Raw genomic sequence first — 15,766 nt, 5'->3', positions numbered from 1 at the left:
TGAATAAAGAGCGAGTAATGACGTGTTAAATTGGATTCGTTCTGGCGCACCGTGGATATGGCTAACAGGCGGTGCAGTCAGCATCAGTTTGTTGTCGGTATTAGGGTTGTTACTCCTTATCGGCTGGAAAGGCTTGACTTACTTTTGGCCAGCTCCCTTGTATCAGTGGAATGTTGCAGCGCTGACCCCTGTACAAGGCGAAGTGCTACATGAAAATACTATTCTGATTGGTCAAGTGTATGAACGCAGCTTTGTACCGAAGAGTTATCTGCCTGAAAGCGCGGCGCAGAAATTAGAAGACGATGAAGACTTTGCTACGCGACTCAGTATCAAAATCGCCAACCGAGAGTTGTATCCCGCCGATTTTATCTCCGTATTGCAAATGCAGTTGGATGAGCCCACGACGCCAAAAGAGTGGGCTGTGATCGAGCGCAGCAGCGGCGGTTACTTTTTTGGTAAGCTGGTGGCGTTTCAGGATGGAGATAACTTATACACCAACGATATTCAATCAGTCTTGAACAAAAAACTGGATGATGCAGAAACTCTGCGCCATGAGATTGACTCTTTGGTTGTCGATCAGCTTAAAGAGCTTGGTTGGAAGCTAGAGCAGTTGCGATTAGAAAAGCGCAAGCATGAGTTGAATGACATGCTGACAGAAAGCTTCTTAAAGGAAAACCAGACGAAAAAAGAGCGGATAGAGAAAGCTCTGGCGACGTTAGATTTACAGCTTGATGGCTTACGATTACAGCTTTCTGGCTATGCCCTGATTGTCGAGGATATGACGGGCTCACAAGTATCGATTCCGCTCGAAGACATTTTGGACTACTGGTACCCAAACCAAATGTCACTGCCTGATAAAGTCATGCACTGGGGGAAGCAGGTTTGGAAGTTTTTATCTGAAGATCCAAGAGAGTCGAACTCTGAAGGAGGCGTGTTCCCTGCGATATTTGGTACGGTTTTCTTAGTACTTATCATGTCGATCATTGTGATGCCACTTGGGGTGATCGCCGCTATCTATCTACATGAATATGCTAAGAATAACGCTCTAACCAGGGTTATTCGTATTGCGGTTATAAACCTAGCGGGTGTTCCATCGATTGTTTATGGCGTATTTGGTTTAGGCTTCTTTGTTTATACGATTGGTGCCTCTATCGATAACGTATTCTATGCGGAGAAGCTACCGGCACCAACCTTTGGTACTCCGGGTTTGTTGTGGTCTGCACTAACTCTTGCCGTGCTGACGCTTCCGGTTGTGATTGTGACGACAGAAGAAGGTTTAACTCGTATTCCGAGTTCAGTACGACATGGCTCTCTGGCACTTGGTGCAACTCAGTTCGAAACCCTATGGCGTGTGGTTTTGCCTATGGCGACGCCAGCTATTATCACAGGGTTGATCCTTGCGATTGCACGTGCAGCTGGCGAAGTAGCGCCACTGATGCTGGTGGGGGTCGTGAAATTGGCATCCAGTTTACCGGTTGACGGGCAATTCCCTTATGTGCATTTGGATAGAAAGTTCATGCATTTAGGTTTTCACATTTACGATGTTGGCTTTCAAACCTCCAACATCGAAGCGGCGCGACCATTAGTTTATGCTACCTCTTTCTTACTCGTGACAGTGATTGTCGGGCTAAACTTAACAGCAATCAGTATTCGCAATAATTTACGAGAAAAATACAGAACGTTAGGACAAGATTAAGTATGTTTAATTTTGATAGTACATTAGGTTATGAGCCACCATTGGACGTTCATAATTTAACGGATGAACAAACAGCAATCTCAATCGAGAACCTTAATCTGTTCTATGGTCAAACTCAGGCGCTGCATGATATTTCGATGCGAATTCCCAAAGGGCGAGTCACCGCTTTTATCGGTCCTTCAGGGTGTGGAAAGTCGACGTTATTACGTTGCATCAATCGCATGAACGACTTAGTGGAAGGGTGTCGAGTCACAGGCAAAGTGCGTCTACATGGCAAGAATGTTTATCATCCTAATGTCGATGTTGCGACACTTCGACGCCGAGTGGGGATGGTGTTTCAAAGACCCAATCCATTTCCTAAGTCTATTTATGAAAACGTAGTTTATGGCTTACGCTTACAAGGTGTAAAAAACAGCCGCAGTTTAGATGACGCAGTGGAGCGATCCTTGCGCTCGGCGGCGTTGTGGGATGAGGTAAAAGACCGCTTGCATGAGAACGCATTTGGTTTATCTGGTGGTCAGCAACAGCGCTTGGTCATTGCGCGCGCGGTGGCGATTGAGCCGGAAGTCCTGTTATTGGATGAGCCGACATCAGCGTTGGATCCAATCTCAACTTTAACTATTGAAGAGCTTATCAATGAGCTTAAGACTCAATATACTGTCGTTATCGTTACCCATAACATGCAGCAAGCGGCGCGAGTGAGTGATCACACCGCATTCATTCATATGGGTAAGTTAATTGAATACTCTGACGCGGACTCGATCTTCACCTCGCCAATGAAGAAACAGACCGAAGATTACATTACGGGTCGATACGGTTAAGTCGCGACTCTATACGGAATAAGGAACATCATGCACTTTGGACGTCATATTTCAGGACAATTTAACGTAGAGCTAGAATCGATTCGTACTCATGTATTAACCATGGGTGGCTTGGTAGAACAGCAGCTTTCGTATGCTATTCAAGCCTTGCATAAAGAAGATATCGAACTGGCGCGTAAGGTTGTGCGTGACGATCATAAAGTGAATGCGATGGAAGTCTCGATTGATGACGCCTGCACACGCATTATTGCTAAGCGTCAGCCAACGGCAAAAGACTTGCGCTTAATCATGGCTATCATCAAAACGATCACTGATTTAGAACGTATCGGTGACGTGGCGACACGCATTGCTTATGTTGCCATTGAAAGCCCATCATCAAAAGAACGACAGTTCCAAGTGTCGTTAGAGCCTCTCTGCCGTCAGGCAATTAATATGCTGCATCAGGTTTTGGATGCGTTTGCCCGCATGGATGTAGAAGCGGCAGCAGAGGTGCACAAACAAGATGACAAGCTAGACGCCGAATATGAAGCGGTAATTCGTCAGTTGATGACCTACATGATGGAAGACCCAAAAAATATCCCCAATATTCTGCAAGTGATGTGGTCTGCACGTGCCATTGAACGCGTGGGGGACCGTTGCCAGAACATCTGTGAATACATTATTTACTTCGTGAAAGGGAAAGATGTACGCCATCTAGGTGATCAAAGCATTGATGACGTACTGAAGTAACTGATTTCAATAAATAGACCAGCTTTTAGGCTGGTCTATTTATTAGGGAGAGGGAAAGCACGTCAATATTTATCGGGCACGAAGGTCTGATCATCAATGGGCGCTCTGACATAACCTTCTTTATTGAGTTCAGGTAATTCGATGGGTGAGTACTCAAGTGCTTTGTAATCAATCTGGCTTAGTAAATGACTGATACAGTTCAAGCGCGCTTTCTTTTTGTCATCAGAAGGGACGACCCACCAAGGGCAGTTTTTCGTGTCTGTATAGGCAAACATCTTATCTTTTGCTTCCGAATACTCCGCCCAGCGATGACGTGACTCTAAATCCATTGGGCTGAATTTCCAACGTTTGATCGGCGTATTAATTCGACCTAGAAAACGTTTTTCCTGCTCTTCGTCTGAAACCGAAAACCAATACTTAATCAGAATAATCCCAGAGCGTTGCAACATTCTTTCGAATTCAGGACAAGAGCGTAAAAACTCTTCGTATTCATCAGGCGTACAGAACCCCATGACTTTTTCGACACCCGCTCGGTTATACCAACTTCGGTCAAATAAGACGATTTCACCAGCAGATGGTAAATGAGCGACGTAACGTTGGAAGTACCATTGCGTTTTTTCTTTTTCTGTCGGTGCAGGCAGAGCGACCACGCGACAAACACGCGGGTTTAGCTTTTCTGTGATGCGTTTAATCACCCCGCCTTTGCCCGCAGCATCACGGCCTTCAAACAGAACCACCACTTTTAACCCTTTGTGTTTGACCCACTCTTGAAGTTTTACGAGCTCAACTTGAAGGTTTTTGAGCTCCTTTTCGTATTCCTTTTTCTTCAATTTAGACATACACCTTTCCTCACTCCTTGATAAACAATATGTTAGCACTCAAAAGCTATGCGTGTGAGGTTACGGTCGTCTATTTGAGAGCTGCTACGACATCGGTAATGGCTTGTGTACTTGTGATGGGGATTAAAAAATCATCGACATCGGATGCGCCCATTTTGCTTTGTTCTGCAATAAATATCATTTGGCTAGGGCGTGTGGTCTTGCCTGACAGATGGATTTCAGGAACTTGAGTGTCTTCTACTAATGCACGTACGTTACTTGCATTAACGCCAGCACCCGCCATGATTGCAATGCGTCCTTGGGCTTGTTCAACAAGAGATTTAAGTACTTTCTGGCCTGCTGGCGCAGAAGGTGCGAGCCCTGAAGTGAGAATGCGTTCGCAGCCCAAACTGATGACCTCTTCCAATGCTGATTGAGCGTTTCTACATTGATCAAAAGCACGATGGAACGTTACGCCCAGCCCTAATTCCTGTGCGAATTCGCACAGTGCTGTTGCAAAGGGCATGTGGATATCCCCTTCTTGGGTGAGTACACCGAGAACCACACCATCCAAGCCCGATTGGTGAGCCGCTTCAATATCCCAACGCATCATTTCGATCTCTTCTTCACTGTAGAAGAAGTCACCTTGGCGTGGGCGAATCATGGCATAAACAGGAATAGTCGAAATCCTAGCGGCTTGCTGCATAAAGCCATAACTGGGTGTTAGTCCGCCTAAAGCCAAAGAGGAGCAAAGTTCAATCCGAGAGGCGCCGCCAGTAATGGCGTAGTGCAGAGATTCAATATTATCGATACAGACTTCTAGGTGAGTAACCACGTTCATTCATCCTGCTAACGTTACAAATAAGTGTTGTGGCTAAGATATTAGCAGGGCCAGTAAGCAGAATCTGTATGGGAGGCATGAGAAATAGAGGTAAAGTTTACGCTGCAGCGTTACCTCATTTTGGCGGTTTATCTGAAGGTAAAAGAAAGCCCAGAGCATTTGCTCTGGGCTTTGATAGGACTTTACTTAGACTGATTGGCGTTTGCGGTTTTCCGCATTAGCTTTTTGCTTTATATACATCCAACCATCACACCCGTTGAGCTAGGGTGAAGGTCTATTATTTTTTGCCTAGGTCAGCTGCGTGCTCAGATAGGAACGCTGCAACACCTTTTGGAGATGCGTCCATACCTGCTTTACCTTCTTCCCATTGTGCAGGACATACTTCGCCGTGCTTCTGGTGGAAGTTAAGAGCGTCAACCATGCGTAGCATTTCGTCGATGTTACGGCCTAGTGGTAGGTCGTTAACTACTTGGTGACGTACAACGCCTTCTTCGTCGATTAGGAAAGAACCACGGAAAGCAACGCCTGCTTCTGGGTGCTCAACGTCGTAAGCTTTACAGATTTCGTGCTTAACGTCAGCAACTAGTGGGTACTTAACTTGACCGATACCGCCATCTTCGATAGCAGTGTTACGCCATGCGTTGTGAGAGAACTGAGAATCGATAGAAACGCCGATTACTTCAACACCTTTAGCTTGGAAATCAGCTAGACGGTTGTCGAATGCGATTAGCTCAGATGGGCAAACGAAAGTGAAATCTAGTGGGTAGAAGAATACTACTGCTTTCTTACCTTTAGTGAACTCTGCAAAGTTGAAGTTTTCAACGATTTCACCGTTACCTAGAACAGCTGCTGCAGTAAAATCAGGGGCTTGACGACCTACTAGTACCATTTTTTTGCTCCTAAAAAGTATGGTTAGTTCCAAACCGAATTCAGTTGTGTCGGTTTGGTCCGTGTTTGTACGAGACAAACTATAGTACAGATTGTAGTATTGAAAAAAGCGAAATAAATAGATTGAGTTAATCGAAAAAAACGATAATAGCAAAACTCTTAACTCGATCACTGGAACGGCGGTAGATACAAATACAATTATGAATAAATGGCCCAGTTTGAAGCAGTTGCACTACTTAGTCACACTGCATGAAACAAGACATTTTAGTGACGCTGCAGAGCGTTGTTTTGTCAGTCAGTCGACTTTAAGTAAAGGTATTCAAAACTTAGAGGAATTGATTGGTTGTCCATTATATGAAAAGAAAGACAAGAAAAGTCCACTGGTTTTTACCCAAACAGGAGAAATGGTAGTAAAGCAGGGGCGAGAGCTGTTAGCAAAAGGGCAAGATTTGGTCGAGCTTGGACGTATGTGCCAAGGCGACGATATGCAAGGCCAGCTAAAAGTGGGATGCATACCAACAATTGCTCCGTTTTTACTGTGTGATTTGGTGCAAGAGGTTAACTACCGTTTCCCACAACTGAATCTTTTATTAAGAGAAGACACGACAACAAACTTACTTCAAGCGCTTAGACACGGTGAGCTGGATGTACTCATTTTAGCGTTGCCAGTCGAAATTGACGGTATGGAAAGCCGAGTGGTGGGTAAGGATCCGTTTCGAATGGTTATTAGTGCGAATCAAGCCCAATCGGTGCCTGTGCCGATTCGTTACGCAGATTTACCTGACGAATCCGTCTTTTTATTAGAGAAAGAGCATTGCTTAACGGAACACGCGGTATCTGCGTGTAAATTAACAGATAAAGAAAAAATTAATCCGTTTACAGCAACCAGCCTTCATACTTTGGTGCAAATGGTTGCGAATGGTTTGGGAACAACGTTCATTCCTCAAATGGCTATCGACCACGGCCTACTGCATAACCAGAATTTAGTCGTGATCGATCCCCCAGGAAAGCAAGCCTATCGCGAAATTGGCTTAGTTTGGCGTCCGAGTTCATCAAGAACGAAAACATTTAATCAGCTTGCAGAAGTCGTTTCCGAACTGCTTTAGCTATTAGTATTAGCCTCTACATCTCCATTATTTATCTAAAAGCGCACTAAAAACAGTGCGCTTTCTAGTATTTTATTCTGTTGGTGAACTTTGACTTGTAAAATTTTACAGCTCTTCTTTGATGAAGCTTTCATAAAATAGTGAAATTTCACAATGTTAATTTTACACAAAACCTTGTATGTCTTGTTTGACCCTTGTTTGAATCCACCTTGCCAGCCCTTGTGAATACAAGGTGTTTGTTTGCCAGTCTATATTCATACACTCGTTTGAAATGATAAATCGACCTTAAAATTAATGTAATTTAATTACGTAATAACTTACAAAAGTAGGTGTTCGATAGGCGGTTTTTACCCTGCCGAATAAAACTTCGAATTTTCTGTTTTGTTTATCTTGGGGGTTTCGTTAAATCCTTTGTTGAGATAGCTTATTTAAAGGCCGATAAGACTTATGTCTAGATTGAAAATACACATAACATTACGCAATCTATCGACATGGCTAGACGAGTTGAACACAAAGTTAAAGGATGTAATTTGTTGTTCATAACTTACAAATGTAGCTTTACGCTGACTGCCCAAGATGGATAAAGCACGTTAAGGATGAATGATTATGCTTGCTCAGACAGAACAAAAAACACAACAACTAAAGCAAACCCAAGGCATGCTTGAGGTGAATGGAGTCGTTGCTCCAGAACATCAAGCAATTTTCCCTGTTGAAGCCCAAACCTTTTTATCTCTACTGTGTGAAAAATTTGCCGGACGTGTTGAGCAGTTGCTGGAAGCACGAGAAGAGAAGCAAGCGCGTATCGATGCAGGTGAGCTGCCAGACTTTTTACCAGAGACACAAGACATCCGTGAAGGAAGCTGGAAGATCCTGGGAATCCCACAAGATCTGCAAGATCGCCGTGTGGAGATTACCGGACCAACTGATCGCAAGATGGTGATTAACGCACTGAATGCGAATGTAAAAGTGTTTATGGCAGACTTCGAAGATTCAATGTCTCCAGCATGGAGTAAAGTGCTGGATGGGCAAGTGAATTTACGCGATGCCGTGAATGGCACCATCAGTTACATCAACCCTGGCAATGGCAAGCATTATCAGCTGGAAGATGACCCAGCGGTGTTGATCTGCCGTGTTCGCGGCCTTCATTTAAAAGAAAAACACGTTACGTGGCACGGTCAGATCATTCCAGGTGCGCTATTCGATTTCGCTCTGTACTTCTATAACAACTACAAAGCGTTACTTCAAAAAGGCAGCGGCCCTTATTTCTACATTCCAAAACTGCAATCGCATCACGAAGCGAAGTGGTGGAGCGAAGTGTTCCATTTCACGGAAGACTATTTCGGTCTTGATACAGGCACCATCAAAGCGACAGTGCTGATTGAAACCTTACCAGCCGTATTCGAAATGGATGAGATTCTGTTCTCACTTAAAGAACACATCGTTGGTTTGAACTGTGGTCGCTGGGATTACATCTTTAGCTACATCAAAACCTTGAAGAAGCACCCTGAACGCGTACTGCCAGATCGCCAAGTGGTTACGATGGATAAGCCATTCTTGAACGCTTACTCGCGATTATTGGTGCGTACTTGTCATAAACGAGGTGCTTTCGCGATGGGAGGAATGGCCGCCTTTATCCCAGCGAAAAACCCGCAAGAGAATCAAAAAGTATTAGACAAGATCCAGACTGACAAATCGCTAGAAGCAAACAACGGTCACGACGGTACTTGGGTAGCTCATCCAGGTTTGGCTGACACCGCGATGGAAGTTTTTAGTGCTGTACTGGGCGAGCGCACCAATCAATTGGATGTGAGTCGTTCAGAGGATGCACCTATTACAGCGGCTGAACTACTTGAGCCTTGTGAAGGCGAGCGTACAGAAGCCGGAATGCGCCACAATATTCGTGTTGCGCTGCAATACATCGAAGCTTGGATTTCTGGTAATGGTTGTGTACCAATTTATGGCTTGATGGAAGATGCGGCGACAGCTGAAATCTCTCGCGCTTCTATCTGGCAATGGATTCAACACGGCAAGTCGCTAGATAACGGATTGAAGGTCACTAAGGATCTGTTCGAGCTCTATCTAAAAGAAGAGATTGAAGTCGTGAAACAAGAAATTGGTGAGCAGCGCTACCAAGCGGGTCGATTTGAAGAAGCGGCAGACTTGATGGCAAGACTCACCACAAGCGATGAGCTGACCAACTTTTTAACAGTTCCTGGTTATGACTACCTGGATTAATAAAGAATAACTGTAACACCAATAACGTGAAGGATTTTCAAGGCAGATAGGGAAGTACTGCCTGAGAACGGAAACTCAACGCACACGCATAAAGTGCAAATTATAAAGAGGGATAGACCAATGACTAACTTAACTCGCCGCCAACAAATTGAAGCTCTGGAAAAAGACTGGGCAACTAACCCGCGCTGGAAAAATGTAAAGCGTACATACACTGCTGAGGAAGTGGTGGAACTGCGTGGCTCTATGGTACCAGCCAACACAATTGCACAACGTGGTGCAGACAAACTTTGGTCACTGGTCAACGGTAGCGCGAAAAAAGGTTACGTAAACTGTCTTGGTGCGTTAACTGGTGGCCAAGCTGTTCAACAAGCTAAAGCTGGTATTGAAGCGATTTACCTATCTGGTTGGCAGGTAGCGGCGGACAACAACACCGCTTCAACGATGTACCCTGACCAGTCTCTATACCCAGTCGATTCTGTACCGTCAGTAGTAAAACGCATCAATAACTCGTTCCGTCGTGCAGACCAAATCCAATGGTCAGCAGGTAAATCGCCTGAAGAAGAAGGCGGTATTGACTACTTCCTACCAATCGTAGCGGATGCTGAAGCGGGCTTTGGTGGTGTGCTTAACGCTTACGAGCTCATGAAGTCGATGATCGAAGCAGGCGCAGCGGGCGTTCACTTTGAAGACCAGCTAGCATCAGTGAAAAAGTGTGGCCACATGGGCGGCAAGGTATTAGTTCCAACCCAAGAAGCGGTACAAAAACTGGTTGCTGCTCGTTTAGCTGCTGATGTAGCGGGTACAACAACCTTGGTTATTGCTCGTACTGATGCGAATGCGGCAGATCTCATTACTTCAGATTGTGACCCATACGATAAAGACTTTATTGAAGGTGAGCGTACTCAAGAAGGTTTCTACCGCGTTCGCGCTGGTATCGACCAAGCCATCTCTCGCGGCCTAGCTTACGCACCGTATGCAGATTTGATCTGGTGTGAAACAGCGACGCCATGTTTGGAAGAAGCACGTAAGTTTGCAGAAGCGATTCACGCTGAATACCCAGATCAACTGTTGGCGTACAACTGTTCGCCGTCCTTCAACTGGGAGAAGAACCTAGATGCAGAAACCATTGCTAAGTTCCAACAAGAGTTGGCAGACATGGGCTACAAGTACCAATTCATCACGCTAGCAGGTATCCATAACATGTGGTTCAACATGTTCGAACTGGCACACGCTTACGCTCAAGGTGAAGGTATGCGTCATTATGTTGAGAAAGTTCAGCGTCCTGAATTCCAGGCGGCAGAAAAAGGCTATACATTTGTTGCACACCAACAAGAAGTAGGTACAGGTTACTTCGATAGAATGACCAATACTATCCAAGGTGGTAACTCTTCAGTGACCGCATTGACAGGTTCGACCGAAGAAGACCAATTCTAATTGGCAGAGAAACACTTCCTTAATCAGCGTCAGTAATGGCATTTTGAGCGGCAACCCTGCCGCTCTTTTTTCGTTTAAAACGTTTAAGAAACGAAATTTACACCCAAGATAACGCGTTTGCGTATTATTCTTCTGGCTCGATTTCTTCGGGTTCCACTTCTTCTTGCAGTTCCAATAAGTTAATCGCAATGGTCACAAAGTCACTGTCAGTAATGATGCCTACCAATCGACCCTTAGTGACAACAGGTAAACAGCCAACTTTGTGCTTTTGCATGTAGATAGCGCTCTCTTTAAGCCCCGCGATGGGTTCGGCCGTCATGATGTTAGTGTGCATCATTTCGTAGAGCGGTGTATCTAGAGTAAAAGATTGTTCAGCCTCATCTGGGTGCAAGCTCGATTCTTGAGCAGCAAGAATGTCGCGTTGAGTCACCAAGCCTTGTAAGTGGTTATTGGCATCAACAACCGGAATATGTCGAATATCAAGCGCATCCATCATGCTTTTTGCATCACGCAAGGTGTGCGTGCGCAGTAAGGTATGAGGATTACGAGTCATCATGTCTTCAACCTTGATCATAGAGACCTCCAGCGGCATTGTCCTTCTCTTAAATATAGAGAATATTTTTCTGTATATCTGGGAGCTAACTCGTTTTTCATCAATTAAATAGCACAATACACTTGCGCTTCTTTTTGTCTGCGTAATCTGTGTCTTATCGACGTTTTTATTAATTTGAATAAGTCGGTTTGCGTGCGAGTCAGTTGGCATTTTTGGTTGATATTGAATGTGTACCCAAGGTAATCCAATGAATTGAATCGCACATTTTTATTCGTTGGATTTTCCAAGATTCGTCTCTCGAAGAAGATACGCTCAGGCTTACCAAATTGAAGACAGCAACCTAAATGAAAAGAACAACGTGTAACAAACTCATTGCGCTGGCAGTGGCGGCATTCAGTGTGCAATCAGCACAGGCGATTGTGTTAGGAGATGAACTAACCGACTCTGTTGATCGTGTTACTTTACGAGCAAGTAATATGGCAGAGTTCCCACTGTGTGGCGGCACCATGCTGACGGAGCAGTGGGTGTTGACTGCGGCACACTGCGTGGTAATGGGGCAGGGAACGAACGAAGCAAGCTACTATGTGACCCCGCCGGGCGAGTTGTCGGTGAATGCGAATGTGCATGAACTTAATTCAGCAGGGCTTGATAACTTCTATCCGGTGTCTCACGTTGTGGTTCATCCGGATTACACTCGGATTTCAAAAGCTGAGACCGACAGTAATGGCAACGTGAAACCTATCCAAACCGGTTTAGATTCAGACATCGCGTTGCTGTATCTCACGCGCCCAGTGGCAAATGCGAGCTTTGCTGATTTAGCAAACAAAGCCGACATGGAGAGTATCGAAGCGCGTTTGGCAGCGGATTGGAACGATAATTACCTGACCAATCAACGTGTCGAAAATGTGCAAGTGTTTGGGTGGGGGACCACTCAGCCGGATGCTTCTGAACCTTCCAATACGCTCAAAACCACCATTAGTACATTTTTACCCATCGACAAATGTTATGAGCGTTTAGAAATTGGCAGCAGTTTTCCGGGGATCATCGACTCAAGAGAAAACCAAACCAAAATTTGTACGCTACCAACGAAAAACCGAGTATTAGAGCCGGATAGCCACACCCAATATGGTAACTCTGCATGTAAAGGTGACAGTGGGGGGCCGCTGGTCGATGTGGCAACGGGCAAACAGATTGGTATTGTTAGCGGTGGACCTCTCATTCTTCCGACATGTGGCTCTTTGACGATTCCAAGTTTCTACACCAAGGTGAGCCAATATTACGACTGGGTACAGTCTTACATTACTGCCGATGTGCCACCAAGTAGCTACATCATTGCACCGAACTTTATTAAAGAGGCTAATAACGAAGTCGGCGGAGATAAAGAGTGTCACGACGGTATTGCAACCAATAACTGTGATTTCAAAGGGTCAGATGATGATGGTGGCAGTCTGGGTCTGTGGCTATTGGGTCTATTCGTACCCTTGGCGTGGTGGCGAAGGCGTGAGGTTTGATAGGGCGATTTGAATACCAAACGAGTAAGCAGCGTTATGCGCTGCTTTGCTTTTTAATGTTCCATTTCTGTCGGCTTAAACTGAAAAACAATGCCAAGTGATCGCGGTTTTTCACGTTTTATTACACTCTTCATCATGGCTTTTACAGTGATATTCTGGGGATTTGCTTGCTATTGCAGCATGTAAACATATACTAGTCTGCTGCGAAAAACTCGTCGCAATTTTATCGTCGTCCTAGACGTGATTTGACCAATATATAAGACAAGTAACATGCAAGTATCAGATTTCCATTTCGACCTTCCAGATGAACTTATCGCTCGTTACCCTCAGCCAGAGCGTACCGCTAGCCGACTATTACAAATGGACGGCAATACCGGAGAGCTAATTGATGGCACATTTACTGATGTATTGGGCCAAGTTCAACCCGGTGATCTCGTGGTGTTTAATAATACTCGTGTTATACCTGCTCGTCTTTTTGGTCGTAAAGAGTCGGGTGGTAAGCTAGAGGTGCTGGTGGAGCGCATGCTTGACGAGAAAAGCATCCTCGCGCACGTTCGCTGCTCTAAATCTCCAAAACCAGGTACAACCATCATTGTTGGCGAGAATGATGAATACTCAGCAGAAATGGTGGCGCGTCATGACGCTCTATTTGAACTGAAATTTAACGCTGATAAGACGGTATTAGAAATTTTGGAAGAAATCGGCCACATGCCACTTCCTCCTTACATTGACCGCCCAGATGAAGATGCAGATAAAGAGCGTTACCAAACCGTATATAACCAGAAGCCAGGCGCAGTAGCGGCGCCGACAGCGGGTCTTCATTTTGATGATGTTCTACTAGAGAAAATCAAAGCGAAAGGCGCAGAGTTTGCTTACGTCACTTTGCACGTTGGGGCAGGTACATTCCAGCCAGTAAAAGTAGAAAACATCAACGATCACCATATGCACGCTGAGTACGTAGAAGTACCGCAAGAAGTCGTCGAAGCAATTAAAGCGACGAAAGCGCGCGGTGGACGAATTATTGCTGTTGGTACTACATCGGTACGCTCACTTGAAAGCGCAGCGCAAGACGCATTGAAAAAAGGGACTGAGTTGGCCCCATTCTTTGGTGATACAGAAATCTTTATTTTCCCTGGCTACGAATATCAGCTTGTGGATTGCTTGATTACCAATTTCCACCTGCCAGAATCCACACTGATCATGTTGGTGAGTGCATTTGCAGGTTATGAGAACACCATGAATGCTTACAAGCATGCGGTAGAAAACAAATATCGCTTTTTCTCATATGGTGATTCAATGTTCATCAAGAAGAAAACGATTTAGTAAAAAATAAGATTTACGAGTGCTAGCAGTAAGCTAGGAAATAGAGCAGAACCTCTGCTTTATCTCTCGCAAGGAAAAGCGACCGCTCCTTAAAGTAGGGTAGAGCCCTAAACACTCAGTCAGACTGTTTCTCTGACACCCGGAGGCATCGTGAAATTAAAATTCGATCTTAAGAAGAAAAACGGCAATGCGCGTCGTGGTCAACTGACTTTCGAACGTGGCACTGTTCAAACCCCAGCGTTTATGCCAGTTGGTACTTACGGTACGGTTAAAGGCATGACGCCAGAAGAAGTGAAAGGTACGGGCGCAGAAATCTTACTAGGTAACACGTTCCACCTTTGGCTGCGTCCAGGTCAAGAAGTCATGAAAATGCACGGCGACTTGCATGATTTTATGAACTGGCACGGTCCTATTCTTACTGATTCAGGCGGCTTCCAAGTATTCAGCCTTGGCAAGATGCGTACTATTACCGAAGAGGGTGTGCACTTCCGTAACCCAGTTAATGGTGACAAGATTTTCATGGACGCAGAAAAGTCGATGGAAATTCAAAAAGACCTAGGTTCTGACATCGTCATGATTTTTGACGAGTGTACGCCATACCCAGCGACACACGATGAAGCGAAGAAATCGATGGAAATGTCACTACGTTGGGCACAGCGCTCACGTGATCACTTCGAGAAGCTAGAAAACCCGAACAACCTGTTTGGTATTGTTCAAGGTGGTGTTTACGAAGATCTACGTGATGTGTCGGTAAAAGGTCTAACGGAAATCGGTTTTGACGGTTACGCGGTTGGTGGCTTGGCAGTAGGCGAGCCTAAAGAAGACATGCACCGTATTCTTGAGCACACTTGTCCGCAGCTTCCAGAAGACAAGCCTCGCTACCTAATGGGCGTGGGTAAACCAGAAGACTTGGTTGAAGGTGTTCGCCGCGGTATCGACATGTTTGACTGTGTAATGCCAACGCGTAACGCGCGTAATGGTCACCTGTTTGTGACTGGTGGTGTGATCAAGATCCGTAATGCGAAACATAAAACGGATACAACCCCGTTGGATCCGCACTGTGACTGTTACACTTGTCAAAACTACAGTAAATCGTACCTTCATCACTTAGAGCGTTGTAATGAAATTCTGGGTGCTCGTCTGAATACGATCCACAACCTACGCTACTACCAGCGTCTGATGGAAAGTATTCGTAAAGCGATTGATGAAGATCGTTTTGATGAGTTTGTTACTGAGTTCTATGAGCGTCGTGGCCGTGAAGTGCCACCACTAGCAAAAGAACAGTCATTGACGGACTAAAAAGAATTAAAGCCTTTGGCATGTCGCCAGAGGCTTTTGCTAATAAAGTAGGCTAACGCACGTTATTTTTGAGAGAGTGATCGCTATTAGTTACTCTCAGACTTGAATCTAAAATGCGAAAGCCCAACTTGTTGGATTATCAATAAAATATAATGAGGATGTTTTAATGTTTATTTCTCAGGCTCACGCAGCAGCAGAAGGCGCGCCAGCAGGCGGTGGTTTTGAAATGCTAATCATGCTTGGCATGTTCGCAGTGATCTTTTACTTCATGATTTACCGCCCACAAGCGAAACGTGTAAAAGAGCACAAGAACCTAATGGCTTCTATGGGCAAAGGCGACGAAGTTCTAACTAGCGGTGGCCTAGTGGGTAAAATCACTAAGATTGCTGAAGACAATGACTACATTTCAATCGAGCTTAACGCGAACAATGAAGTGGTAATCAAGAAAGACTTCATCACTGCAGTGTTGCCAAAAGGTACGCTTAAGTCTCTATAAAACAGCTAAAGGATCC

The 15,766-nt window shown here is 45.0% G+C and carries 14 protein-coding genes; 10 read left to right on the top strand and 4 right to left on the bottom strand.

Annotation, left to right across the window (positions count from 1 at the left end; all coding sequences use genetic code 11):
* Positions 1-22: 22 nt before the first annotated feature.
* From pstA to phoU, 3 genes are read left to right on the top strand one after another with little or no spacing between them, the layout of a single operon-like run.
* Positions 23-1,696 carry a phosphate ABC transporter permease PstA gene (pstA, locus tag VEA_RS14235; protein WP_006741898.1) on the top strand — a complete coding sequence of 558 codons (1,674 nt, stop codon included), beginning with the start codon at positions 23-25 and terminating at the stop codon, positions 1,694-1,696.
* Positions 1,697-1,698: 2 nt separating this feature from the next.
* Positions 1,699-2,517, top strand: a complete 819-nt coding sequence (gene pstB / locus VEA_RS14230; protein ID WP_005381745.1) for a phosphate ABC transporter ATP-binding protein PstB — start codon at positions 1,699-1,701, stop codon at positions 2,515-2,517.
* 30 nt (positions 2,518-2,547) lie between these two features.
* On the top strand, positions 2,548-3,246 hold the full coding sequence (phoU, locus tag VEA_RS14225) for a phosphate signaling complex protein PhoU (protein ID WP_005381744.1): 699 nt from the start codon (positions 2,548-2,550) through the stop codon (positions 3,244-3,246).
* Between the two features lie 62 nt (positions 3,247-3,308).
* Here the strand turns inward: phoU and ppk2 are convergent, their stop codons facing one another.
* From ppk2 to VEA_RS14210, 3 genes are all read right to left on the bottom strand, one after another.
* A complete protein-coding gene (ppk2, locus tag VEA_RS14220; RefSeq protein WP_005381743.1) occupies positions 3,309-4,085 on the bottom strand; it encodes a polyphosphate kinase 2 in 777 nt (258 codons plus the stop codon).
* 70 nt (positions 4,086-4,155) lie between these two features.
* Complete coding sequence (locus VEA_RS14215) at positions 4,156-4,899, bottom strand: copper homeostasis protein CutC (RefSeq protein ID WP_081442479.1); 744 nt, start codon at positions 4,897-4,899, stop codon at positions 4,156-4,158.
* 283 nt (positions 4,900-5,182) lie between these two features.
* Positions 5,183-5,794, bottom strand: coding sequence for a peroxiredoxin C (locus VEA_RS14210; RefSeq protein WP_005381738.1), 612 nt, complete (start codon positions 5,792-5,794; stop codon positions 5,183-5,185).
* A gap of 199 nt (positions 5,795-5,993) precedes the next feature.
* Here VEA_RS14210 and VEA_RS14205 point away from each other — a divergent pair, with 199 nt between their 5' ends.
* From VEA_RS14205 to aceA, 3 genes are all read left to right on the top strand, one after another.
* The gene (locus VEA_RS14205; RefSeq protein ID WP_005383681.1) at positions 5,994-6,899 is read left to right on the top strand and encodes a hydrogen peroxide-inducible genes activator; all 906 of its coding nucleotides are present in this window, start codon (positions 5,994-5,996) and stop codon (positions 6,897-6,899) included.
* A 606-nt stretch (positions 6,900-7,505) separates the two neighbouring features.
* Positions 7,506-9,134 carry a malate synthase A gene (gene aceB, locus VEA_RS14200; RefSeq protein ID WP_012842117.1) on the top strand — a complete coding sequence of 543 codons (1,629 nt, stop codon included), beginning with the start codon at positions 7,506-7,508 and terminating at the stop codon, positions 9,132-9,134.
* A 120-nt stretch (positions 9,135-9,254) separates the two neighbouring features.
* The gene (gene aceA / locus VEA_RS14195; RefSeq protein ID WP_012842116.1) at positions 9,255-10,568 is read left to right on the top strand and encodes an isocitrate lyase; all 1,314 of its coding nucleotides are present in this window, start codon (positions 9,255-9,257) and stop codon (positions 10,566-10,568) included.
* 124 nt (positions 10,569-10,692) lie between these two features.
* Here aceA and VEA_RS14190 read toward each other — a convergent pair whose 3' ends face one another.
* Positions 10,693-11,142, bottom strand: coding sequence for a CBS domain-containing protein (locus VEA_RS14190; protein WP_005391583.1), 450 nt, complete (start codon positions 11,140-11,142; stop codon positions 10,693-10,695).
* A 323-nt stretch (positions 11,143-11,465) separates the two neighbouring features.
* On the opposite strand from VEA_RS14190, the gene VEA_RS14185 reads away from it, so the two are divergent.
* From VEA_RS14185 to yajC, 4 genes are all read left to right on the top strand, one after another.
* Complete coding sequence (locus VEA_RS14185) at positions 11,466-12,632, top strand: S1 family peptidase (RefSeq protein ID WP_006741891.1); 1,167 nt, start codon at positions 11,466-11,468, stop codon at positions 12,630-12,632.
* 270 nt (positions 12,633-12,902) lie between these two features.
* Positions 12,903-13,955: a tRNA preQ1(34) S-adenosylmethionine ribosyltransferase-isomerase QueA gene (queA, locus tag VEA_RS14180; protein ID WP_006741890.1), complete on the top strand. Its 1,053-nt coding sequence runs from the start codon at positions 12,903-12,905 to the stop codon at positions 13,953-13,955.
* A 150-nt stretch (positions 13,956-14,105) separates the two neighbouring features.
* Entirely contained in the window at positions 14,106-15,254 is a 1,149-nt protein-coding gene (gene tgt / locus VEA_RS14175; protein WP_005391577.1) for a tRNA guanosine(34) transglycosylase Tgt, read from the top strand.
* 166 nt (positions 15,255-15,420) lie between these two features.
* A complete protein-coding gene (gene yajC / locus VEA_RS14170) occupies positions 15,421-15,750 on the top strand; it encodes a preprotein translocase subunit YajC (RefSeq protein WP_005381725.1) in 330 nt (109 codons plus the stop codon).
* Positions 15,751-15,766: the final 16 nt, after the last annotated feature.

Origin of the sequence: Vibrio antiquarius, assembly GCF_000024825.1 — a bacterium.
GTDB classification, from domain to species: domain Bacteria; phylum Pseudomonadota; class Gammaproteobacteria; order Enterobacterales; family Vibrionaceae; genus Vibrio; species Vibrio diabolicus.
This window is presented reverse-complemented; position numbering and strand designations above follow the sequence as displayed.